24 protein-coding genes are annotated in these 23854 nt (G+C 56.9%); 4 read left to right on the plus strand and 20 right to left on the minus strand.

Features of this window, described 5'->3' with window-relative positions:
- Positions 1-167 precede the first annotated feature (167 nt).
- From M2Q46_RS06875 to M2Q46_RS06935, 13 genes are all read right to left on the minus strand, one after another.
- Positions 168-1676, minus strand: a complete 1509-nt coding sequence (locus M2Q46_RS06875; RefSeq protein ID WP_035272508.1) for a DegQ family serine endoprotease — start codon at positions 1674-1676, stop codon at positions 168-170.
- 24 nt (positions 1677-1700) lie between these two features.
- Entirely contained in the window at positions 1701-2726 is a 1026-nt protein-coding gene (locus M2Q46_RS06880) for a MucB/RseB C-terminal domain-containing protein (RefSeq protein ID WP_247966612.1), read from the minus strand.
- Complete coding sequence (locus M2Q46_RS06885) at positions 2723-3220, minus strand: sigma-E factor negative regulatory protein (RefSeq protein WP_009456577.1); 498 nt, start codon at positions 3218-3220, stop codon at positions 2723-2725. Before M2Q46_RS06885 ends, M2Q46_RS06880 begins: the two co-directional genes overlap by 4 nt.
- 6 nt (positions 3221-3226) lie before the next feature.
- A complete protein-coding gene (rpoE, locus tag M2Q46_RS06890; RefSeq protein ID WP_009456579.1) occupies positions 3227-3829 on the minus strand; it encodes an RNA polymerase sigma factor RpoE in 603 nt (200 codons plus the stop codon).
- A complete protein-coding gene (locus tag M2Q46_RS06895) occupies positions 3829-4176 on the minus strand; it encodes a hypothetical protein (RefSeq protein ID WP_302356937.1) in 348 nt (115 codons plus the stop codon). The genes rpoE and M2Q46_RS06895 overlap by 1 nt, the downstream gene beginning before the upstream one ends.
- Positions 4177-4288: 112 nt before the next feature.
- Complete coding sequence (gene fabF, locus M2Q46_RS06900) at positions 4289-5521, minus strand: beta-ketoacyl-ACP synthase II (protein WP_021446869.1); 1233 nt, start codon at positions 5519-5521, stop codon at positions 4289-4291.
- 140 nt (positions 5522-5661) lie between these two features.
- Positions 5662-5901, minus strand: coding sequence for an acyl carrier protein (gene acpP, locus M2Q46_RS06905; protein ID WP_003800961.1), 240 nt, complete (start codon positions 5899-5901; stop codon positions 5662-5664).
- A gap of 184 nt (positions 5902-6085) precedes the next feature.
- The gene (gene fabG / locus M2Q46_RS06910; protein WP_021446870.1) at positions 6086-6829 is read right to left on the minus strand and encodes a 3-oxoacyl-ACP reductase FabG; all 744 of its coding nucleotides are present in this window, start codon (positions 6827-6829) and stop codon (positions 6086-6088) included.
- Entirely contained in the window at positions 6830-7768 is a 939-nt protein-coding gene (gene fabD, locus M2Q46_RS06915; RefSeq protein ID WP_021446871.1) for an ACP S-malonyltransferase, read from the minus strand.
- 46 nt (positions 7769-7814) lie between these two features.
- Positions 7815-8792 (minus strand): beta-ketoacyl-ACP synthase III, encoded by a 978-nt coding sequence (locus M2Q46_RS06920; RefSeq protein WP_009456588.1) that lies wholly within the window; start codon positions 8790-8792, stop codon positions 7815-7817.
- A 25-nt stretch (positions 8793-8817) separates the two neighbouring features.
- A complete protein-coding gene (gene plsX / locus M2Q46_RS06925) occupies positions 8818-9906 on the minus strand; it encodes a phosphate acyltransferase PlsX (RefSeq protein ID WP_009456590.1) in 1089 nt (362 codons plus the stop codon).
- A 41-nt stretch (positions 9907-9947) separates the two neighbouring features.
- Positions 9948-10130, minus strand: a complete 183-nt coding sequence (rpmF, locus tag M2Q46_RS06930) for a 50S ribosomal protein L32 (protein WP_003800968.1) — start codon at positions 10128-10130, stop codon at positions 9948-9950.
- 74 nt (positions 10131-10204) lie between these two features.
- Positions 10205-10726: a DUF177 domain-containing protein gene (locus tag M2Q46_RS06935; RefSeq protein WP_009456592.1), complete on the minus strand. Its 522-nt coding sequence runs from the start codon at positions 10724-10726 to the stop codon at positions 10205-10207.
- A gap of 339 nt (positions 10727-11065) precedes the next feature.
- Here M2Q46_RS06935 and M2Q46_RS06940 point away from each other — a divergent pair, with 339 nt between their 5' ends.
- The 3 genes from M2Q46_RS06940 to M2Q46_RS06950 are packed head-to-tail and all read left to right on the plus strand — an operon-like array spanning position 11066 to position 13166.
- Complete coding sequence (locus tag M2Q46_RS06940; protein ID WP_021446872.1) at positions 11066-11620, plus strand: Maf family protein; 555 nt, start codon at positions 11066-11068, stop codon at positions 11618-11620.
- 12 nt (positions 11621-11632) lie between these two features.
- Complete coding sequence (locus tag M2Q46_RS06945; protein WP_137431422.1) at positions 11633-12355, plus strand: SAM-dependent methyltransferase; 723 nt, start codon at positions 11633-11635, stop codon at positions 12353-12355.
- A gap of 1 nt (position 12356) precedes the next feature.
- Positions 12357-13166 (plus strand): N-acetylmuramoyl-L-alanine amidase, encoded by an 810-nt coding sequence (locus tag M2Q46_RS06950; protein ID WP_009456601.1) that lies wholly within the window; start codon positions 12357-12359, stop codon positions 13164-13166.
- 42 nt (positions 13167-13208) lie between these two features.
- Here the strand turns inward: M2Q46_RS06950 and M2Q46_RS06955 are convergent, their stop codons facing one another.
- Genes M2Q46_RS06955 through M2Q46_RS06970 form a run of 4 tightly spaced genes read right to left on the minus strand, consistent with a single transcriptional unit; the run spans position 13209 to position 16383 of the window.
- Positions 13209-13817, minus strand: a complete 609-nt coding sequence (locus M2Q46_RS06955) for a sulfite oxidase heme-binding subunit YedZ (protein WP_257112133.1) — start codon at positions 13815-13817, stop codon at positions 13209-13211.
- Positions 13817-14770, minus strand: coding sequence for a protein-methionine-sulfoxide reductase catalytic subunit MsrP (gene msrP / locus M2Q46_RS06960; protein WP_026483107.1), 954 nt, complete (start codon positions 14768-14770; stop codon positions 13817-13819). Before msrP ends, M2Q46_RS06955 begins: the two co-directional genes overlap by 1 nt.
- A gap of 54 nt (positions 14771-14824) precedes the next feature.
- Positions 14825-15478: an HAD family hydrolase gene (locus tag M2Q46_RS06965; protein ID WP_009456607.1), complete on the minus strand. Its 654-nt coding sequence runs from the start codon at positions 15476-15478 to the stop codon at positions 14825-14827.
- 2 nt (positions 15479-15480) lie between these two features.
- Positions 15481-16383 (minus strand): RluA family pseudouridine synthase, encoded by a 903-nt coding sequence (locus M2Q46_RS06970; protein ID WP_026483109.1) that lies wholly within the window; start codon positions 16381-16383, stop codon positions 15481-15483.
- 548 nt (positions 16384-16931) lie between these two features.
- Here M2Q46_RS06970 and M2Q46_RS06975 point away from each other — a divergent pair.
- Complete coding sequence (locus M2Q46_RS06975) at positions 16932-20258, plus strand: Rne/Rng family ribonuclease (RefSeq protein ID WP_302356938.1); 3327 nt, start codon at positions 16932-16934, stop codon at positions 20256-20258.
- Between the two features lie 488 nt (positions 20259-20746).
- On the opposite strand, the gene accD is transcribed toward M2Q46_RS06975, so the two are convergent.
- The 3 genes from accD to trpB form a co-directional block, all read right to left on the minus strand.
- Entirely contained in the window at positions 20747-21625 is an 879-nt protein-coding gene (accD, locus tag M2Q46_RS06980) for an acetyl-CoA carboxylase, carboxyltransferase subunit beta (protein WP_035272491.1), read from the minus strand.
- Positions 21626-21742: 117 nt separating this feature from the next.
- Complete coding sequence (trpA, locus tag M2Q46_RS06985; protein ID WP_060186487.1) at positions 21743-22576, minus strand: tryptophan synthase subunit alpha; 834 nt, start codon at positions 22574-22576, stop codon at positions 21743-21745.
- 16 nt (positions 22577-22592) lie between these two features.
- Positions 22593-23792 carry a tryptophan synthase subunit beta gene (gene trpB / locus M2Q46_RS06990; protein WP_009456612.1) on the minus strand — a complete coding sequence of 400 codons (1200 nt, stop codon included), beginning with the start codon at positions 23790-23792 and terminating at the stop codon, positions 22593-22595.
- Positions 23793-23854: the final 62 nt, after the last annotated feature.

The raw sequence follows: 23854 nt of genomic DNA on the forward strand, positions 1-23854 counted from the left end.
CCCTTTTCAGTCCACGCGCCGAAAACGCAAGACCCGTCCTGTCAGACGGGCGCACGTGGAGCCAGTATCCATTCGGGGCAAACTGCCCCCGCGAATAGCGGCGGAAAAACTCCGGCCCCTGGCCGGAGTTCATCAATGACTACCATTTTAGCCGTTTTACAGAATTTTTATTTCGATGGCGTAATCAAAACCCATTGCGACTGCCCTGCACGCAGGACCAGCAAGGCTGCTGCTTTGGATTTATCCAAGGAAGCCACCATTTTAGCGTATTGATCCGGCGTCCCTACGTCTTTATCGTTGACACGCAAAATCAGGTCACCAGGCTGCAGACCGGCTTCGCTGGCAGGGGCCGTGGCCTCTGTTACCTGAACCGCACTTTCAACGCCCAAACGCTTCAGATCAGCAGCAGGAACTGCCGTCACTTTCAAGCCAAAGGCATCGGCCGTGCTGGCAGCAGGACTGTCTTTCTCGTCCTTGGCGGCAGCAGTTGGGCTGCTGGAAGGCATTTCTTCGACATCAATCTTGATGGTCTGCAACTTGCCCTTGCGCCAGATTTCCAGTGTGGAGCTTTGACCTGGCTTGGTGCCTCCCACAATACGGGGCAGGTCTGTCATTTGATCAATGGTGCGACCGTTGAACTTCAGGATCACGTCGCCAGACTGGATACCGGCCTTGGCGGCAGGACCGCCCTCTTCCACGCTGCTGACCAAGGCACCCTTGCTGTCTTTCAGACCCAGCGCGGTAGCGACATCATCGGCTACCGGAGTGATCTGCACACCGATACGGCCGCGAGTCACCTTGCCGTCAGACTTGAGCTGCTCGACCACGTTCATGGCTTCGTCGATAGGAATGGCCAGGGAAATACCCATGAAGCCACCGCTACGCGAAATGATCTGGGAGTTCACACCCACTACTTCGCCATTCAGGTTGATCAGCGGCCCCCCGGAGTTACCGGGGTTCACAGCCACGTCAGTCTGAATGAAAGGCAGGTAATCGCCGGTTTCACGGTTGATGGCGCTGACAATCCCGGAAGTCACGGTGGATTCCAGACCGAAGGGCGAGCCAATAGCCAGAACCCACTGTCCTTTCTTGAGCTGCTTGGAATCACCGATCACCATGGGCTTCAGGTCTTTGGCTTCGATCTTGATCAGGGCCACGTCGGTGCGCTCGTCCGTCCCGATGATCTTGGCTGGATATTCCTTGCCGTTGCTCAGCGTGACGAAAATGCCATTGGAGTCGGCCACCACATGGTTATTGGTCAGGATGTAGCCGTCAGCAGAGATGATGAAACCCGAACCCACACCACGTGGCACTGTGCGCTCTTGAGGCTGCTGGCCTTCATTGCCACCGCCACGAGGACGCTGCGGCGCCATGCCGGGCGGCATGAAATCGGGCCCAAAGAACCAGCGGAACATATCGTAAGGATCCGAACCCGGACCCATGGCGGGGGAGCGCACCCGGACGGCCTCGGTGGTACGGATATTGACTACTCCATCCTCGGTCTTGGCAACAACGCCAGTAAAGTCAGGCAGCCCCAGCGTCGTGCTCTGGACTTGCTCGGTTGTCGTGACAGGCTGAGCCTGCGCGTGGGCCATAGGCGCACCCGCCGCCAGCATCACGGCCACCGTCAAGGCCGAGAGAACAGGAATACGCATTTTTTGACTCGATTTTTCCATTCAAATACTCCTGGTGGACGATAGTCAATGTGTCCGGGATAGAGGGGTGAACTGGGTACCTTCCAGCAAGGCGCGTAAGGTCTGTACAGGTACGGCACCCGTGCTGGTCAAAACATAATCATTAATGCGACTGCGGTACATATTCATGGAGCCACGGTGAAAGGCCCCCAGGCTGTTTTCTTCCGCTTCGGGGGTGCCTACCTTCTCCAGAAACACGGAGATGGCAGCCAGACCGTCAGACAGCATCAAATGGGTAACCTGACGCCCCGCACGCATGGGTCGGAGCATTTCGGACCGCAAGGTAAAACCGGCAGGCATGGCCAGATGCCAACCCAGCTCGTTCAAATCTATTTTTCGTACTTCGGGTTCGACCACTTCCCACTTGCTGGGGTTCCAACTGGTACGCAGTTCCTGCAAATCCACCTGCTCGCCAAAGGCAACAGAGGCAAAAGCGATCTGATCCACTACCGCTTGTTGTGGGTCCAGAGTCTGCATTTTCAATAGCAAATGATGATCGGTATCGGCACACACGCGGTAGCCGTAACGCTGATCATCCTTGGGAACCAGCTCGATCAGGTCGCAAGGGCGACCGGCCACGCGCTCGCGCGATGGCAAGCGGCGCATATCGTAAAAATTGGGTAATTGGCTGACATCACCGACCAGAAAACTGGGAAAGCGCTCGTTTTCACGACGCTCGATCACCACCATTTTCTTTTCGGGAATCAGGCATTGGGTGACTTCGTTCTGACGCAGAAACTCGCGCGGCTCGCCGTCCAGAATCTCCAGACGCTCGCGCTCGCCGGTGCCGTCAATAATGTGGACCAGTTTCATGGACTGGCTGGCCTGATCCTGGGTGTAAATAATGACCCCGGAGTAATCCAGGTCACGCGCCGCTTTATGGACTTTCTGCAACCAGGGCAGATCCAGGGGCTCCAGCCCGCTGGCATCCTGAGCCAGTACAGGTGTGCACAGCACCGCCAGAGAAAGGGCAAACAAGCCCTTATAGAGACGCGCCAAGCCCACCTGCGACGGCATACGTACAGACCTCATTGACCCAGGGCTCCACTTTCAAAGGAAACATGGCGTACCGGACCGGTACCAACAAAGTCGCGGTGCAAATCCGCGTAATCATTCCAGAGCTGATCATCCTGGGCGCTGGCCACCAGCGTGCCTGGCACGGAGTTCACCCCCATATACGGCAGGCCCACCCACAAGGCGGCGGCCACGGCAGCCACCACGGCCAGGCCGCTGACACCATAGCGCTGCACCAGGGGCCGTTTCATGGCATTCGGGGCGAGCACGGTAGGCTCTTCGTCGATTGCTTTGGACAGACGCGCGTAAAAGCGATCCGACGTACGGATCGCCAGCGCATCGGTACGCATGACGTCACCAATCAAATGGTAGGTATCCCAGACTTGACGCCCGTAGGGGGAGTCCAGTTCCTCGGGGCGTATTTCAGCCTCGCCATCCACCCAGGAAGACACGGCGGCCTCCCAGGCATTGAGTTGATCATCATCGGAATGGGATTTCAGGGCTTGCATCATCAATCCTTACCACCGTCGTTCACTATCTTCACCATCGAGTATGGGACGCAATTGCGCAGCAATGGCGTCACGGGCTCGAAAGATGCGTGAGCGTACAGTTCCTATAGGGCAGTCCATGGTCTGAGCAATATCTTCGTAGCTCATACCTTCTATTTCACGTAGCACGATAGCCGTCCGCAACTCTTCGGGCAGTGCCTGGATCGCTGTATTTACCGTTTCAGCAATCTGGCGACTGACCATCATGGATTCTGGCGTGCTTATATCGCTTAGGTTGTCGATTCGGTCAAAAGTTTCACCTTCTTCAGTTTCGACGTTCTGCAAAGTATTGGGACGTCGGGCGGCCGAGGCCTGCCAGTTACGGGCCGTGTTGATCGCAATGCGGTACAGCCAGGTGTAAAAAGCACTCTCGCCCCGGAACTGGGGAAGAGCTCGGTACGCTTTGATGAAGGTTTCCTGAGCCACGTCCTCGACTTCAGACGGGTCACGTACCATGCGGCTGAGCAGACGCATGATCTTGCGCTGGTACTTCAGTACCAGCAGGTCAAAGGCTCGCTTATCCCCACGCTGAACACGTGCAACTAGTTCGGCATCGGTATCGCGTTCACTCATTAAGAATCCTTATTCTGAGCACGGACCTGATGAGACAGTCGGTTGGCACATAGAGACAAGGCCCACCAGTCCTGCTGCGACTGGGCGCGGCGCCATACGGTCACGGTACGGCAAGCCTTGGTGCAATCACGGCGCAAATGCAAGGTCATGAACCAGGCACAACGCCAGATCTGCTCTATTTGCACGGACTCCTTTGCTGCACCCTTGCACTGCAAGGAGTATAGCCCTGCACGATGCGCTAGTGTAGCGCGCTCATCCCATGCCCCACGACTGCGAGCATACAAAAAATAAGCCCACAAAGCACCTGCCAATATTGCCAGGCCCCAGGGCCATTGCCAGCTAGACATTGTCCAGGCCAGGCCTGCTGCAAGCAAGGCACAGACAAAAGCGCCCAGTCGGCGCACCGGAGCCGGAGCTCCGATCGACCAGGACTGGGCGTTACGAGTGGGGCAGTCTAACTTAGCGAAGACGACGAACCACCATCGAACCGTTAGTGCCGCCAAACCCGAAAGAGTTGGACAGAGCGACATCAATCTTCATGTCACGCGCCTGGTTGGCGCAGTAATCCAGGTCGCAGGCAGGGTCCTGGTTGAAGATGTTGATGGTTGGAGGCGAGATCTGGTTATACACCGCCAAGGTGGTGAACACCGCTTCAATACCACCGGCCGCACCCAGCAGGTGACCCGTCATGGACTTGGTGGAGTTGACCACCAGCTTGTAAGCGTGATCGCCAAAAGCCAGTTTCAATGCTTCGGACTCGTTCACGTCGCCCAGTGGCGTAGAGGTACCGTGTGCGTTGACGTACTGAACTTCGTCAGCGTTGATGCCACCGTTACGCAAGGCATTCATCACGCCACGACGCGGACCGTCACGGTCAGGCGAAGTAATGTGGTGAGCGTCAGAGCTCATGCCGTAGCCGGAGAACTCGCCGTAAATGCGTGCGCCACGTTTCTTGGCATGTTCGTACTCTTCCAGCACCAGCACACCAGCGCCCTCACCCAGTACGAAGCCGTCACGGTCCATGTCCCATGGACGCGATGCTGTTTCAGGATCGTCGTTACGGGTGGACAGAGCACGCATGGCGGCAAAACCGCCAATGCCCAGAGGGGACACGGTGGATTCGGCACCGCCGGCAATCATCACATCAGCGTCGCCATACTCGATCAAGCGAGCAGCGTCACCAATGGAGTGCAGACCGGTTGTACATGCCGACACAACAGCGTAGCTAGGACCTTTCAGGCCCAGGCCGATAGACAATTGGCCAGACACCAGGTTGACCAGGGAGCCAGGCACAAAGAACGGGGAAATCCGACGTGGGCCCCGTTCCAGATAATCTTTTTGGGTTTCTTCAATGCGGGGCAAACCACCAATCCCCGAACCGACGATAACGCCCACACGCTCAGCATTGATACTGTTGATATCCAGACCGCAATCCTTCCAGGCCTGCATACCTGCGACCACGCCGTAATGGATAAAGGTATCCATCTGCTTGGCTTCTTTGGACGAAATGTATGGTGTTAAATCAAAATCCTTGACCTCACCCGCTATCTGGGCTGTTAGGGCCGAAGGATCGAAACGGGTAATACGCCCGATGCCCGAACGCCCATTGACGATGTTATCCCACGCGGTAGGAATATCGTTGCCGACCGGGGAAACAATACCCAGCCCGGTAATCACGACACGTCGTTTCACGGATGACTCCTAAACACAAAAAAAGCGGTTTAAAGGGAATAACTGCGTCTTGCAAGCTAAAGCCGCCGGGCACAGGCTACTCTCTGGAAACCGCTCTGGAGCGAGGGCGTGCACAATGCCGCCCACCCTCTTAATTGAACTTACTGCTTGCTGTGAGAATTGATGTAGTCCACAGCTTGCTGGACCGTCGTGATTTTCTCAGCTTCTTCGTCTGGTATTTCGGTTTCGAATTCGTCTTCGAGCGCCATCACGAGCTCGACCATGTCGAGCGAGTCGGCACCGAGGTCGTCGAGAAAAGAAGATTCGTTTTTGATCTCGGCTTCGTTAACGCCAAGTTGTTCAGCGACGATCTTCTTGACGCGCTGTTCGATGCTTTCCATGCAGATTCTCCAAGTTGGGAAAAATTCCCGCAAATTATAGCCAATCCATACTGCTAAGAGGGATAAGCTATGACAAAAAACGGCGTTCTTGTATGAGGCCCAACGTTATTCTTACAACGCCGGCTCAAGCAATAGGCCCCAAATAATCCCGCAATTTTACCTCAGCCGGGCGCGATGCCAAGCCTTACATGTGCATACCACCATTCACATGGATGGTGCTGCCCGTAATATATTGCGCTTGCGACCCGGCCAGGAAGGCTACCGCATTAGCGATATCTTCAGCCGCACCCAGTCGTCCCAGGGGGATTTGCGACAAAATTGCCGCCGACTGCTCAGGGGTCAGAGAGCGTGTCATGTCCGTATCAATAAAGCCCGGAGCGACACAATTAACTGTAATGTTACGGCTACCGAGCTCGCGCGCCAAGGCACGGCTCATGCCGGCGACACCGGCTTTGGCAGCTGCGTAGTTGGCTTGACCGGGGTTACCGCTTTCGCCCACCACCGAAGTGATGCTGATGATACGGCCCCAGCGGGCTTTCATCATGGGGCGGATAACGGCACGCGACAGGCGGAACACGGCACTTAGATTGGTCTGGATAACGGCATCCCAGTCTTCATCTTTCAAGCGCATGGCCAGGTTGTCACGCGTAATACCGGCATTATTAACCAGAATGTGCGGGCCACCGTCTTCTTTGCTCAAAGCCGAAATCAGCGCTTCGCAAGCAGCCGGGTCGTCCACGTTCAAAACATGGCCGTAGCTGCCATTCTGATCCAGCACAGCGGAAATCGCCTGTGCGCCGGACTCGGAAGTAGCGGTACCAACCACCTTGGCACCTCGTGCCATCAATTCTTTAGCAATCGCCTGACCGATACCGCGCGATGCGCCGGTTACCAGTGCAGTCTTGCCGCTTAGGTCCAATTCTTGCATTTATGCTCCCTCCAGGGCTTCCAAAGTGGCCTGCAAGGACGCAGGGTCGCTGATCGACAAGGCGACCAGATCACGGTCAATACGCTTGACCAGCCCCGTCAGCACTTTGCCTGGACCACACTCGACCACGTGGGTGACTCCTTGAGCCTTCATGGCCTGGATAGTCTCAACCCAGCGCACGGGATGCCAGGCCTGACGGACCAGCGCATCTTTAATCTGTTCGGGGTCGGTAGGCGCGGCTACGTCCACGTTATTGATCACGGAAATAGCAGGCGTTTGCACTTGAACCGAGGCCAGAGCCTGGGCCAGCACAGCAGCTGCCGGTTCCAACAGACTGGAGTGGAAAGGAGCCGATACAGGCAGCACCAAGGCACGCTTGGCACCGGCTTCTTTAGCCAGCGCACATGCACGATCTACCGCTTCCACATTCCCGGCTATCACAACCTGAGCAGGCGCATTGTAGTTAACAGCCTGAACAATCTGCTGTCCCTCAGAGGCACGAGCACACACATCGCGCACTTGATCGTCATCCAGACCCAGCACGGCAGCCATGGTACCGACACCCACAGGTACGGCAGCTTGCATGGCATCGGCACGGATGCGAACCAGCGGAACCGCTTGTTCCAGGCTCAGAGCACCGGCAGCAGTCAGGGCCGAGTATTCACCCAGGCTATGACCGGCCATCACGGCAGGAGCAGGACCACCAGCCTGAATCCAGGCCTGGTACATGGCCACGGCGCTAGCCAGCATGACAGGTTGAGTATTGGTAGTCAGGTTCAGAGCCTCGGCAGGCCCTTGTGCCATCAACTGAGCCAGGTCCTGGCCCAGCGACTGGCTGGCTTGTGCAATGGCTTGCTGTACGACAGCAGACTCGGCCCAGGCATCGAGCATGCCTACGGACTGCGAGCCTTGTCCTGGAAAGACAAACGCAATTTTCATGGTAGAAAAACCCAAAGAGATGAGGCGGTAATCCGGATCGCGCTACTTAGCAGCGGACCAGCACCGAACCCCAGGTAAAGCCGCCACCCACGCCTTGCAACAGCGCCAGATCACCGGCACGGATACGACCATCCCGGCGAGCGGCATTCAGGGCCAAAGGTACACTGGCTGCCGAGGTGTTGGCATGTTGATCAACCGTGATAACCACCTTCTCGGAGGGGATACCCAGCTTACGACCTAGAAAATTGATGATACGAACGTTGGCCTGGTGCGGCACCAGCCAATCGATATCGGCCAGAGAGACGCCAGCCTGTTCGCAGACTTGATTGGCCGAAGCGGCCAGAGAAGTGACAGCCAGCTTGAACACAGCCTGACCATCCATACGCAGGAAGGGATCGCCCACTACCTGACCGTGCGAGACATTGCCTGCCGCGCACAAAATACCCATTTGACTGCCATCCGCATTGAGCTGGGCAGCTAGGACACCGGGTTCATCGCTGGCTTGCAGAACCACAGCGCCCGCACCGTCGCCAAACAGGACGCAGGTAGAGCGGTCGTTCCAGTCCAGGATGCTGGAGAACACTTCGGCACCGATGACCAGCGCATTGCGCGCACGGCCGGCCTTGATCATGGCGTCGGCAGTCGTCAGTGCATAGACAAAGCCGCTGCACACCGCTTGTACGTCGTACGCGGCAGCGCCCTTGTTGCCCAATTCGGCCTGCACCAGACATGCAGTGCTGGGGAAAACGTAATCGGGAGTGGAAGTAGCCACCACAATCAGGTCCAGATCCTGGGCAGCAATGCCCGCATCTTCCAGCGCCTGACGCGCGGCCTGGGTTGCCAAGTGGCTGGTACGGACACCGGGATCGGCAAGATGACGCTGGTGAATACCGGTACGCTCGACAATCCACTGATCGGAGGTTTCGATACCCTTTTGAGCCAGCTCCACCGCTAGATCATCGTTAGACACAATCCGAGGAGGCAGGTAGCCGCCTGTACCGATAATCTTGGCAAATATCGTCATTTTATGTTCCCGATCAAGCCCGTTCTTATGAGGACGAGGGCTCTGAAGTATGGCGTGTATCTGGTTCGCCGCTTTGCTCTTCATGCAAGTTCACACTTTGCATGATGCGTTCGACTGCCTGGCTGGTACCGCTGAGCAGACCATTGAGCACCGCACCGCGGGCCCGTTGCAAAGCATAACCGAAAGCGTAGGCATCGGCAGAACCATGACTCTTGATAACAATACCGCGTAAACCCAAAAGGGCCGCACCGTTATGACGGCGATTATCCACCCTGTCGCGGAAACGATTCAAGACAGGACGAGCCAGCAAAGCGGACACTTTGCTCAATGGGTCACGGGTAAATTCGTCGCGCAGCATACTGCCGACCATCTTGGCCAGCCCTTCAATGGATTTAAGGACCACATTGCCCACGAAGCCGTCGCACACGACCACGTTGACGGTACCTTTGCAGATATCGTCACCTTCTACGTTGCCGTAAAAATTCAGTCCGCTGGAGCGCAACAGTTCAGCCGCCTTTTTGACGACCTCGTTGCCTTTGATGACCTCTTCCCCAATATTGAGCAGACCCACGGTGGGACGCTCATGGCGATCCACAATACTGGCCAGAGCAGATCCCATAATGGCGAACTGCAACAGGTGTTCTGCGGAGCAATCCACATTGGCACCCAGATCCAGCATGATCGTGGCCCCGCCCTTTTGGTTCGGGATGGACGTGGCAATGGCTGGGCGATCAATCCCATCCAGAGTTTTGAGTACGTAGCGCGAAATTGCCATCCATGCGCCGGTATTGCCCGCAGAAATGCAGGCATCAGCTATCCCATCCTTGACGGACTGGGCAGCCACTCGCATGGAGGAGTCTTTTTTGCGGCGCAGGGCCACCTCGACCGAATCGGCCATGGTGACAACTTCGGATGCGGGAAGAATGTCGTACCAGGAGGTATCGACATTACCTTGCGCACGCAATGTTTGCTCGATGGCCTGAGGCTCGCCAACCAATAAGCAGTGCACATCCGGATAGCGCTTGGCAAAAAGCAGCGCTGCAGGGACAGTGACGGATAAACCGATATCGCCGCCCATGCAATCGATGGCAATACGTATTTTTTTGTTAGACATCAAGCATGCAACCTATGTTGCTTGCAACGACAAAGAGACTATTACTCGTCGTTCTTTGTTTTCAGCACTTTACGGCCACGGTAGATGCCGTTAGGGCTGATGTGGTGACGCAGGTGCAGTTCGCCAGTCGTAGGCTCGATAGCCGTCGAAGGACCAGTAAGCGCGTCGTGCGAACGACGCATGTTACGCCGGGACGGGCTCTTTTTATTCTGCTGAACAGCCATGATGACTCCTGTAGATGGACAACCCCGAATAAATGGGTGCAGCCCGAAAAAATTAACGAATTAGTAACAAACAATCAAGACTTCTTGAGCGAGCCCAATACGGCAAACGGGGACGGCCGCTCAAAGGCGGACTCATCCAGGTCGTCAGACTTGGCTTCCATGGACAGCGACTGCGCGTCGGGACAAACCTCATGGCGCGGCACATAAGGCACGCTAAGAATCAGCTCGTCCTCGACCAGTCCCAGGACATCCAACTGGCCTTCACACAAGATGCGATCAGGACCTTCCGTATCGTCATCATCCAGCTCAAGTTCGTCCTCGGTTGCCACAATCTGTACTTCGTTGGAAATATCGATGGGCCACTCAAAAGGCTTCACACAGCGCTGGCATTCCAAAATGACACTACCTTTGGCCTGCACATGCACAAAACGACGCCGGGCAGAATCTTCCCGACCCGACACACTCCAGTCAATGCGCAAATCGCCTTGATCGGGCAAATCGGATACCAGACGAGACAAATCTTCCACCAGCACCTGACCCGACATTTCCTGAGGGGCACGGGCTAGATTCAAGGTGTCGATATACTGTGTCGTCATAAGTATGCTTAGGGCATCAAACCACGGTTTTACCAGGATCTGGAACCGCTTGTTTGTTCTGCTTTATTTGTCGCTTTCGCTTGTTTGCTGCTTGCTTGTTTCACTGCCTTGGTATCGCTTGGGGGCTCTACCACTTTTTCTTGTACTGCTTTTTTCCTGCCCCTCGGTATTGAAGCATGTAAAGCGCAGCTGGCAAACCGCCAAGCTAGCCCACAACCATTTCAATAACGAAGAAAACATTAGATAATACCGTGCTAAGCACAAGGCAGTCAAACCAAAGCACAGCTAAAACACACTATGCGTCTCATCCTTGCATCAAGCTCAGTCTATCGCCGCGCTATGTTAGCGCGTTTGGGCTTGCCTTTCACCTGTCAGTCTCCTGACATTGATGAAACCCCACTTCCCGCAGAGGCTCCCGCCCAGCTCAGCCTGCGTCTGGCGCGTGAAAAAGCGGCCCGTATCAGCCAGCTGAACCCAGGCGCCCTCGTGATCGGCTCCGATCAGGTCGCCACATCGGGCCAGGACGCTATTGGCAAGCCTGGCGACCATGCCGGTGCGCAGAAACAACTGCGTCGCCTGAGCGGTCAAGACATCGATTTCCATAGCGCTTTATGCGTGACGGATGGCCAGGAATTTCTGTGCAGCGATATTGTTACCAATTGTCGTTTTCGCGCATTGAGTGATGAAGAAATCGAGCACTATTTGCTGCAGGAAAAACCGTATGACACCGCTGGCAGCGCCAAGGCCGAAAGCCTGGGTATTGCCCTGATGGAGTCCATGCGCTCGGACGACCCAACCGCTATCATTGGCCTGCCGCTGATCGAGCTGTGCACCATGCTGCGTCACTTTGGCTTGAACCCCTTGCGCCCCACCCTTTTGCCCCCTTCCGTTTAGGACTGATACGCCATGCCCCAAGCCGCCCCTTTGCACCTGATCCCCGTAGGCTTAAGTGAGAGCCCGATCAGCGGCTGGCTACCCGCCGACGTCAAGGCTTTGACGCGCGAACTGACCGTCTTTATTGCCGAGAACGCCAAAACCGCCCGTGCTTTCCTGAAACTGGTTGAGCCCGTGGTACCTCTGCAAGAAATCACTATTCACACGCTGGACAAGCGCGGCAATAAACCCGGTGAAATGCGTGAGTGGTTGAAAACAGCCCTGCAAGGTCAAGCCATTGGTCTGGTATCGGAAGCTGGCTGCCCCGCCGTCGCCGACCCCGGTGCGCTGGTAGTTGCCATGGCCCACGAAATGAAGATCCCCGTGCGCCCTCACGTTGGCCCCTCTTCCATTTTGCTGAGCCTGATGGCCAGCGGCCTGGACGGTCAGCAGTTTGTATTCCACGGCTATGCGCCTGTAGATGGAGCCGCTCGCGCCAAGCAGCTCAAGCAATGGGAAAGCCAGTCCCAGGCTCTGAAACAAACCCAGATCCTGATCGAAACACCTTATCGCAACCAGGCCATGTACAGCACCTTGCTGCAGTCCCTCAAGCCCACAACACGCTTGTGCCTGGCTCGTGACCTGACAGGTACACGTGAATTGGTCCAGACTGCCACCATTGAACAATGGCGCGAGCGCCAGCCGCCTGCCCTGGACAAAACCCCCTGCATTTTCCTGTTTCTGGCTGGTCGTTAAGATGAAATCCCTGTCTTTTCTTACACCCGTCTTGAAGCGCAGCGTTCAGATTGGCGTACTTAGCCTGACGGCCTTATTGGCGGCCTGTGGCAGTAGCGGTCCCTTCAAACTTGATGACAGCTATAGCGCTCAGGGCCAGAACAGCCGAGTGCGTTATCTGGTCATGCACTACACCGCTGGCGACCACGCCACCTCCTTGAAGGTGCTGACGCAGCGTGATGTCAGCGCCCATTACCTGGTCAGCGACGAGCGCCGTCCCACTGTCTACCGTCTGGTTCCAGAGGAACGCCGCGCCTGGCATGCAGGTCTGGGCTCCTGGTACGGTTTCACAGACCTGAATACCGGCTCTATCGGCATCGAAATCGTTAATATGGGCCGCTTGGCAGATGGTCGCTGGGCTCCGTATACGTCCGGGCAGATTGAAGCAATCAAAGCACTGTTGAAAGACCTGGCTCAGCGCCATGGCGTGTCTGCCCGCAATATTATTGGCCACAGCGATGTTGCCCCACAACGCAAGCTGGACCCCGGCCCTCATTTCCCCTGGAAGGAACTGGCCCAAGCAGGCATAGGCCGCTGGTACAAGGAATCACAGGCCCGAGCACTGCAGGCGCAGTACGCCACGCGTCCCCTGCCCTCTGCCGCTCAAACCCAGGCCTTGCTGCGCAAAGCAGGCTACGAAACGCCTGACAGCGGCGTGTTCGACAAGGCCACACAAAACGTGATCGCCGCCTTCCAGATGCACTACCGCCCAGCCCGCTACGACGGCACTTTGGATGCCGAAACAGCCGCCATTCTGCAAAGTCTGGATTGATAAAAAAACAGGTAATGGGCTTATGCTCATTACCTGTTTTTCTTAGTGCGCTGTCTTATTCAATACGGGCCAGCGGCGCAAAACCAGCAAGCCCACCAGAACCAAACCATAGACATAAACTTCCACCACATCATTTTTACCAGTACGAATCAGGTAAAAGTGCAGGATGGAAAGGACCGCCGCCAAATACACGGTTTGATGCAAGCGGCTCCAGCCACGACCCAAACGTTTCTGCCAGCCATGCGTGGAGGTCAGGGTCAGGGCCAATAAAATCAGCATAGCCACCACCCCGATCGCAATCAAGGGCCGCTGCATCACGTCCTGCCACATGGACAGCCAGTCGCCCGAGCGATCCCACCAGGCCCAGGCCAAGGTATGCAAAGCTGCATAAAAAAAACTGAACAAGCCCAACATGCGGCGCCAACGCACCAAGGCGGGCTGAGCCAGCAAACGCCTTACAGGACTTAAAGCCAGGGTCAGCAGCAAGAGTACCAAGGCCCAGATCCCACTGGATCGGGTCAAAAATTCAGCTGGATTGGCACTTAGGCCATTGTTGAAACCCAACCATACCCAGCGCCCCAAGGGAAACAAGCCCAGCAAGAATACCAAGGGCTTGAGCCTATCCAACTGCGCAGCCTTCCAGGTACTCATCAGTAGTAACGCCTTAAGTCCATATCGGCATACAGACCTGCCACGTCTTCGGCATAGCCGTTAAAAGGCAAAGTCGGCTTTTTGGTGGCGAAGAATCCCGAACCGATGACACGTTCAGTGGCCTGGCTCCAGCGGGGATGCGGCACTTCCGGGTTCACATTGGCGTAAAAGCCATACTCATGCGGAGCCACCTTCATCCAGCTGGACTCGGGCATGGTGTCCGTCAAGGTGATGCGCACCAAAGACTTGGCCGATTTGAACCCATACTTCCACGGCACGATAAGCCGCACCGGCGCTCCATTCTGAACAGGCAGGCTTTTTCCGTACAGACCGGTAGCCAGCAGAGTCAAAGGATGCATGGCCTCGTCCAACCGTAGCGCCTCCACATAGGGCCAGGCCAAGATACGAGAGCGTAGACCCGGCATGGTTTCCGGGTCCGCCGCTGTTTCAAACCGAACAAAGCGGGCCGAGCCCTGGGGCGACGCCTGCTTTAGCAAGGCCGACAAGGAATAGCCCACCCAGGGCACCACCATGGACCAGGCTTCAACACAACGCAGACGATAAATACGCTCTTCCAAAGGGGCCAGCTTCAATATCTGGTCCATATCCAAGGTAAGCGGCTTGTTCACCAAACCGTCAATCTGCAAAGTCCAGGGTTCAGTCTTGAATTTCCCCGAATGGCGGGCAGGATCTTCCTTGCCCGTGCCAAATTCGTAGAAATTATTGTAGGAGGTGACATCGGACTCGCTGGTGGGCATATCGTCCAGTTTCCAGCGCTGGGAAGGCGTGAACGACAAGTCCTGCCCTACCGGGACCGCCTGAGCCCGACCCGGCAAGCTGGCCGCCAAGGCCAAGGCGCCGGGAGCCTGCAAAAGCAGGCGGCGGCGCGCCCGCCAGACCGACTCGTCGGTAATTTCAGAGGGACGTATGGGCTGCGAACGTGATTTGAACATCTCCATCTCCTGAACCTGTCTGGCAAGATGGTCGTCAAACCGGCTTGCCGCCTATTAAATCCGTGCCAATACCCAATCGCGCATTTGCGCCACATTATCAACCATGACCGTGGGCTCAGCCTTTGCCAGGGTTTGAGGATCATGCGCGCCGTAAGTGACAGCCACGCTATCCATGCCCGCATTGGCCGCCATATGAATATCGTGCACGGTGTCGCCCACCATCAAGACCTGCTCGGGCTCCAACATCAATTCGGCCAGCAATTGATGCAGCATTTCCGGGTCCGGCTTGCTGCGGGTTTCATCTGCACAACGGGTAGCATCAAAAAAAGTGCTGAGATTGACCTGCTGCAGCACTCTATCCAAACCTTGACGACTTTTACCCGTTGCCACTCCTAAGGCAATCTGGCGGCCACGAAGTTCACCCATGAAAGGCAAAATTCCGTCAAATAACTTGATATGCGGGTCACGCTGCATAAAGTGATGACGATAACGCTCCAGAAACAGCGGCATCTGCTCGGCAGTCAAATCCGGCACAGCGCGATACAAGGCGCTTTCCAGCGACAAACCAATAACCCAGCTGGCTTGCTGAATCGAGGGCACAGGCAATTGCAGATCCGCACTGGCCAACTGAATAGAACTGGCAATTGAGTACGTCGAATCCATAACTGTGCCGTCCCAATCAAACAGAACGGCGGCGTAACGCGTCATAACTACTTCTCCAAACGCTCAAGAACGGCCTGACAGGCAGCCGGCAAGGCGGCCTCCAGAACCAGAGGCTGTCCGGTGACAGGATGATTGAACTCCAGGCGCCCCGAATGCAGGAACATGCGCTTGAAGCCCTGGCGGGCGAATTGATCGCGAATGGCATCGTCGCCATACTTGTCGTCGCCCACAATCGGAAAGCCCGAATGGGCCAAATGAACCCGGATCTGGTGAGTGCGGCCGGTTTTCAGCTCCGCCTGTACCAAAGTAAAGCGACCAAAACGGCGCTGCATGGTGATGATGGTATGCGCAGGCTTGCCTGTGGGGTCAACCTTGACGCGCCGCTCCCCGCTTTCGGTCAGCCAGCGCAGCAAGGGGAAACGGATATGCTGGCGATCGTTCACCCAATCGCCCTGCACCAGCGCCCAATAAAATTTGCGAGCACGGATTTCGCGGAACATATCGTGCAAACCAACCAGGGCAGCACGACGCTTGGCGATAATCAGCAAACCGGAGGTATCCCGGTCCAGACGGTGGGCCAGCTCCAGAAAGGGCTCCTGAGGACGGGCAGCACGCAACTGCTCGATGACACCAAAAGACACACCACTGCCACCATGCACGGCAACACCAGCAGGCTTGTCGATGACCATCAGGTGCTCGTCCTCGAACACCACCGGGAAAACGGCAGCGGGAACATGACGCGGCTGCTCGGGCTCGGGCAGGCGCAGCGGCGGAATGCGCACCATATCGCCGTCCTGCAAACGATAGTCACTGCTGATACGGCCTTTATTCACGCGCACCTGACCGCCACGGATCGCTTTGTAAATGTGGCTTTTTGGCACCCCTTTACATTCACGTAACAAAAAATTATCTATACGCTGACCTGCCCGCGTTTCATCAATGCGTAATATTCGCACTTGAGGGGCTGATCTTTGTGATTCATGAGGTTTGCACATAACAAAAAGGGGCATATAATCGCTTCAGCCTATGGAAGCTGAGACTGGGTCCAGCGTAGAGATGCAAAGGGTGCGTCTCCGTTGGATGACCAAGGACTGATAATTGTATCCTTGAGTTCCAGCTTCCGGGTCATAAGGTCGCCGGGGTGAGTCCGAAATAGCGAAAGTCGTGTGGCAAGAAGGCCCGCTTTCCAAGAGATGTTTTCCTCCCGCGTGCGGCGCTGAATTCCTGCACAGATTGTCCCGCTCTTTTGCACCAGCCGCATGATTTGTGCGGCTGCCGTTCCCCCAGCAATTTTATATTCGTCAAACACACACCGTGACTCTGACCCCCCTGCTGATTGAACTTCGCGCTTTGGCGCGACTCGTGCCTCCCAGACTATAAGCCGGTAGGCCGATTTTGCCTGCCTGCACCAAACTGATGCAGCTATAGCGCTACACACCTGTGACCCGCGGTCGTGCGCCGATATTTCGGTGCTCCATGACAACGGAGATCCACACTCATGAAACGCATGTTGTTCAATGCGACGCATCAAGAAGAACTACGCGTCGCCATTGTCGACGGTCAAAAACTGATTGACCTCGACATCGAAACAGCCGGGCGCGAACAGCGCAAAGGCAATATCTACAAAGGGGTCATCACCCGCATCGAACCCGGCCTGGAAGCCTGCTTCGTCAGCTACGGTGAGGAGCGTCACGGCTTTCTGCCATTCAAGGAAGTAGCTCGCAGCTACTTCAAGGAAGGGGTTGATGTACGCAGCGCCCGCATCCAGGACGCCCTGGTTGAAGGCCAGGAACTGATCATCCAGGTTGAAAAAGAAGAGCGTGGCAACAAGGGCGCTGCCCTGACCACCTTCATTTCCCTGGCAGGCCGCTATCTGGTTCTGATGCCCAACAACCCCCGTGGGGGTGGCGTATCGCGCCGCGTTGAAGGCGAAGACCGCCAGGAACTGCGCGAAGCCATGGACCAGCTGGACATCCCGCAGGGCATGAGCATCATCGCCCGCACCGCAGGTATCGGCCGCAGCGTCGAAGAGCTGCAGTGGGACCTGAACTACCTGATGCAGTTGTGGACCGCCATTGACGGCGCAGCCCGCGACAATGCAGCCCCCATCCTGATTTATCTGGAATCCAGCCTGGTTATCCGGGCAATCCGTGATTACTTCTCGCCCGATATTGGCGAAATCCTGATCGACACGGACGAGATTCACGAGCAGGCCGCCGCTTTCATGAGCGTGGTCATGCCCGACAATCTGCATCGCGTAAAGATGTACCGCGATGACATCCCGCTGTTCTCGCGCTTTCAGATCGAACACCAGATCGAAACCGCCTACTCGCGTACCGTGCAATTGCCTTCGGGCGGTGCTGTTGTTATCGACCACACCGAAGCGCTGGTTGCCATTGACGTGAACTCGGCTCGCTCCACGCGTGGTGCCGACATTGAAGAAACCGCCCTGCGCACCAACCAGGAAGCCGCTGACGAAGTGGCCCGCCAGTTGCGTTTGCGTGACTTGGGTGGCCTGATTGTTATCGACTTTATCGATATGGAAGACAGCAAGAACCAGCGTGCTGTCGAACAACGCCTGCGTGATGCCCTGCACCTGGACCGTGCTCGCGTCCAGATGGGCAAGATCTCGCGCTTTGGTCTGATGGAACTGTCCCGTCAGCGCCTGCGCCCTGCCCTGAATGAAGGCTCCCACATCACTTGCCCACGATGCACCGGCACTGGCGTCATTCGCGATGCCGAATCCAGCGCTCTGCATGTACTGCGTCTGCTGCAAGAAGAAGCCATGAAAGAAGGCACGGCCGCCCTGCACGCTCAGGTGCCGGTGGATGTGGCTACCTTCCTGCTGAACGAAAAACGCGCTGACATCACCAAGATCGAATCGCGCCTGAACATTGCCCTGATCCTGATTCCGAACAAGAATCTGGAAACCCCGCACCACATCATCGAGCGCCTGCGCCACGACGACCCACGCCTGGATGAACTGCGCAGCAGCTACGAGCTGGTCCAGCAGCCTGAGCAGCAAGACAGCCTGGTGCCGCACCGCAGCCACGAAATCAAGCCTCGTCCAGAAGCCCTGGTCAAGAGCACCACACCGGCCCAGCCAGCTCCCATGAGCAAGCCTGCTGCTGCCGCAGCAGCCGCCAGCGCCGCTGCTAGCGACAACAAACCCGGCCTGCTCAAGCGCCTGCTGAACTGGTTGTCCGGCGCACCTGCCGAACCCGTGGCCGAGACCACCAAATCCGAAGGCAGCAAATCGTCCTCTGGCCGCCGCCAAGGTCGTCCCGGCCAATCCAATAGTGGCCGTGGCCAAGGTGGTCGTGGCCGTCGCCAGTCCAACCGCCCGGAAGCGGCTCAGGAAGAAAAAGCCAGCACGGAAAGCACCGGGGGTAATACCCGTGGTCGCCGCCGTAACGCCTCAGCAGGTAACGAATCTGCTCTGGAAACTCCACAAAGCGCCAACACGACGCCCGCCACTGCCGACGAAGGCAGCAGCAACAGCCGCAACCCACGCAACCGCCGTGGCCGTGGCCGTCAACGCCGTGAAGAAGGCAGCGCAGAAAACGTCGAGCTGAACAAAGACGTCGCCAGCACAGAAGCCCAGCCCGAACAGGCTGCTGCCGCAGCGGCCAGCGTGGCCGCCACCAAGCAAGAAGCGCAAAACCGCGCTGAACAGCTGGCCGAGGCCGACAGCGCTGATACCAGCGACAACTCGGATGCCGAAACCGACGAGAACAGCGAAAACGGCGCTCTGGACCCAGAGCGCAAACGTCGCCGTCGTCGTAGCCGTCGTGGTCGTCGCAATACCGACGCCAACGCCGTAGCCGAGAACGAAGAGAACAACGAAGAAGGCAATACCAGCGCCTACGTTGCTCACGAAACACCTAGCTTCAACCCCGCTGCCCTGGATGCCCAGGAACAAGCTGCCGCCCAAACCGCAGCAGCCGAGCCTGAACAGCCACAAGCAGCCGTAGAGGTACCTGCAGCCCAAGAAGCCGCTCCTGTCGCCGTAGAGGCCTCTGAAGAAGCCCCTGCCGCTGCTCAAGCCGCACAACAAGCTGAAGAAGTCGCTACGACCCCGGTAAACGCTGTTGAAACCGCTCCAGCCCAGGAAGAAGTAGCCACTCCAGCCGTTCAGGCCGAAGTTGCTCCAGAAGCTCCAGCCGCAGAAGAAACCGTTGCTCCTGTGCAAGCAGAAGCTGCCGCCGAACCTGCCAAAGCAGAAGTGACCGACGCTCAAGCTGAAGCTGTAGAAACAGCCGCAGCGCCCGCAGAAACGCAAGCCGCAGCAGAAACCCCAGCCGTTGAAGCCGCTCCAGTGGAAACTGCAGCCGTAGAAACCGCTACTGCCCAGGAAGAAGTTGCTGCTCCAGCCGCTCAGGCCGAGGTAGCGCCAGAAGCTCCTGCCGCTGAAGAAGCTGTTGCTCCTGCGCAAGCAGAAGTTGCTGCCGAACCAGCCAAAGCAGAAGCCACCGAAGCTCAAGCTGAAGCCGTGGAGACAACTGCTACTCCCGCAGAAGCACAACCTGCAGTTGAAGCCCCGGCCGTTGAAGCCACTCCAGTGGAAACCACAGCCGTAGAGACTCGCGTTGAGACTCAAACGACTGCAGCTGCAAAAGCCCCTGCTGCCGAACAAGCACAGAAGCCCACAGCCGCCCCTCTGGAAGCCGTACTGAACGCAGCGGGCATCGAACTGGTGGAAACCGTTCGCTCGGCAACACAGGACGACTACCAGCCCGCACCAGTGCGCCTGGGTCGCCCACGCAAGCAACGTGCTGCAGAAACCGAGAACAGCGAGCCGCTGCAACAGGTCGAAACGCAGTAAACAGCAAGACTAAAAACGCCGCCCTTTGGGGCGGCGTTTTTTTTTCCTCTCGTATCCATAAAGAGCAGCCATCCAGGCTCCTTCTCCCTCTTCTTGAGCCCTCTGCGATATTCCTTTTTTCTTGGTGTGGGGAGTACGACTCTGGGGCGAGTCAGGGACTTGGCCGCGGGCTATTGAACAATCCAGGGTGCAAGCCCAGTGCTGTTCGAGCCAGACGCTTGTACTTGGTCCGGGGGACCAAGTACCTGGCGAGTTCACTGGGCGCCTGGATTGTTCAATAGCCAAGGGTACCCGTGCGCAGCACGGGCCAAGGCCCCGCCCCAGAGCCGTACTCCCCACACCAAGAAAACCAAGCCAATCTCACCCTGAGGTCTCCACCCAGAAGCCTATGCTTCAATAACACAAACCTCTCTACCCAAAAAAACAGCAGCCCAAAAAAAACGCCACCTAAACCCAGGTGGCGTTCTTCTTTAGCAATTCCTTGGCAATCAAGAATGCCGCGACACAGCCTCAGCAGGCTGACGAGTCAGCAAAGCCAGCAACTCGGCCAGCTCACGCTGCAGCTCGCGACGATCAACCACCATATCGATAGCGCCCTTCTCCAGCAAGAACTCGGCACGCTGGAAGCCTTCGGGCAGTTTCTCGCGCACAGTCTGCTCAATCACGCGAGGACCGGCAAAACCGATCAAGGCATTAGGCTCGGCAATCACCACATCGCCCATAAAAGCAAAACTGGCCGACACACCACCCATGGTGGGATCAGTCAAAATGCTGATGAACGGCAAACCCGCATCCGACAATTCAGCCAAAATAGCCGTCGTCTTGGCCATCTGCATCAGAGAGAACAAGCTCTCCTGCATACGCGCACCACCCGAAGCGGCCACGCAAATAAAAGGACTGCGGTTGGCAATAGCCGCCTGCACACCACGTGTGAAACGCTCGCCTACCACGGAACCCATGGAACCGGCCATGTATTCAAACTCGAAGCAGGCCACCACGGCAGGCACAGACAGAATCGTGCCGCTCATGACCACCATGGCTTCAGTTTCGCCCGTCTGCTTGGCCGCCTCGGAAACGCGCTCGGTGTACTTACGCGAATCGCGGAACTTCAAAGGGTCCATAGGACGGGTGTTGGAACCAATCTCGGTCTGGCCTTCAGGGTCCAGCAAGGACTTGATCCGGGCACGAGCACCAATGCGCATGTGATGGCTGCATTTGGGGCAGACATTCAAGGTGGCCTGGAGATCTTCCTTGTAGAGCACAGACTCACACGACGGACATTTCACCCACAGCCCTTCGGGAACGCGACGGCTGCTTTCGGGGTTACGGTTAATTCGCGGCGGGAGTATTTTCTCGATCCAGCTCATTGTTAGATCCTGTTTTCGCCTGGCCGGCACCCGGCCCACCAAGCTCTTTATTCTGAAAAAAAGCGCCTGTTCCTAAAGAACAGGCAGATGATTCTATACGCGGAATAGGTATTTAGGCTAATTATCCAGTGCCTGACGTATCTGTGCGAGCCATTGGCTGGCTGCTGCAACCGCAGCCGCATCCATATCCTTTTGCTCTTTGCCAGCGTTCTCCTGCACAGCCTGTTCCATGGTCTGGATCAGCTTGGAGCCAATGACAACTGCATCCGCACTACGGGAAATAGCTTTGGCGCTTTGCGCGTCCCGAATCCCGAAACCCACTCCGACCGGAATTTTGACGTGCTGACGAATACGCTGCAAGTGGTGTTCCACATCAGCCACATCAATCTGGGCCGAACCGGTCACACCTTTCAGGGACACATAATACACATAGCCCTGCGCCAAAGCGGCTACCTTGGCAATACGCTCGTCCGTGGACGTAGGCGAGAGCAGGAAAATGGTATCCACGCCCTGCTCAGTCAGCAAACGGGTGAAATCCTCGGACTCCTCAGGTGGGTAGTCCACCGTCAGCACACCGTCCACACCCGCCTTGCCTGCCATGACAGCAAATTCAGCCTGACCGATACGCTCAATAGGATTGGCGTAACCCATCAGAACAACCGGCGTTTCCTCGTCGATCAAGCGAAACTGCTGCACAATCTCCAGCACTTTACGCAAGCCCACACCACGGCTGATGGCACGTTCAGCCGCTTGCTGAATCACCGGGCCATCGGCAGTGGGATCAGAAAACGGCACACCCAATTCAATGACATCTGCCCCGGCATGACGCAAGGCATGCATCAAGGCCACGGTAGCGGGCACCGAAGGGTCTCCGGCCGTAATATAAGGCACCAGGGCACAGCGCCCGTTCAAACCTTCAAACGTCTTTTTCAGACGCACATTACTCGACATATCCGTTCCCGATTGCTTACAGAGTCAAGCCGCCGTACTCGGCGACCGTGTGCATGTCCTTATCACCGCGACCAGACAAACTGACCAGGATGATTTTATCCTTGGGCAAAGTCGGGGCAATGCGAGCCGCATGCGCCAGCGCGTGCGAGGACTCCAGCGCGGGCATGATGCCTTCGATGCGGCAGCAATCGTGAAACGCTTTCAGGGCGTCTTCATCGGTGCAGGTGGCGTATTGCGCACGGCCACAATCTTTCAGCCAGGCGTGCTCGGGACCCACACCGGGGTAATCCAGGCCAGCCGACACCGAGTGCGTAGGCATGACGTTACCGTCATCGTCCTGCAGCACATAGGTACGGTTACCGTGCAGCACACCCACCATGCCCTTGTTCAGGGAAGCCGAGTGCTCCAGCGTATCCAGACCGCGGCCAGCCGCTTCCACACCGATCAGCTCTACATCCTTGTGCTCGATATAGGGGTAGAAAATGCCCATGGCATTGGAACCACCGCCCACCGACGCCAAAACGTAGTCAGGCTGACGACCGGCGTCCTGAGGCATTTGCTCCACGCACTCGTCACCGATCACGCATTGGAAGTCGCGCACCATCATCGGGTAAGGATGAGGGCCAGCCACCGTGCCAATGATGTAGAAGGTATTGCTGATATTGGTGACCCAGTCGCGCATGGCTTCGTTCAGCGCGTCTTTCAGGGTGCGCGAACCGGATTCCACAGGAACGACCGTCGCACCCAGCAACTTCATACGGTACACATTGGAAGCCTGACGGCGTACGTCTTCGCTACCCATGTAGACCACACACTCCAGACCATAGCGGGCGGCGACCGTAGCCGTTGCCACGCCGTGCTGGCCTGCACCGGTTTCAGCAATAATACGGGGCTTGCCCATGCGGCGAGCCAGCAGAATCTGACCGATACAGTTGTTGATCTTGTGTGCGCCAGTGTGATTGAGATCTTCGCGCTTGAACCAGATCTGAGCTCCACCTAGTTGCTCCGACCATCGACGGGCATGGTACACGGGGCTGGGACGACCGACAAAATGCTTGAGTTCGTAGTGAAACTCGCGCAGAAACTCAGGATCGTTCCGATACTGTTCGTAGGCTGCTTTCAACTCGTCCAGGGCGTGGACCAGCGTTTCAGCGACAAACGAACCACCAAACTGACCAAAATGTCCATCCGGGTCGGGCAAGGTATAGGTTTTCAAAGCTCGCTCTCTTGATTGACAAGAACAATCGCGGGCACAACGCCCGCGAGGTTTAGGTTTAC

Origin of the sequence: Alcaligenes sp. YSL9, from assembly GCF_030515105.1 — a bacterium.
Classification (GTDB): Bacteria; Pseudomonadota; Gammaproteobacteria; order Burkholderiales; family Burkholderiaceae_B; genus Alcaligenes; species Alcaligenes phenolicus.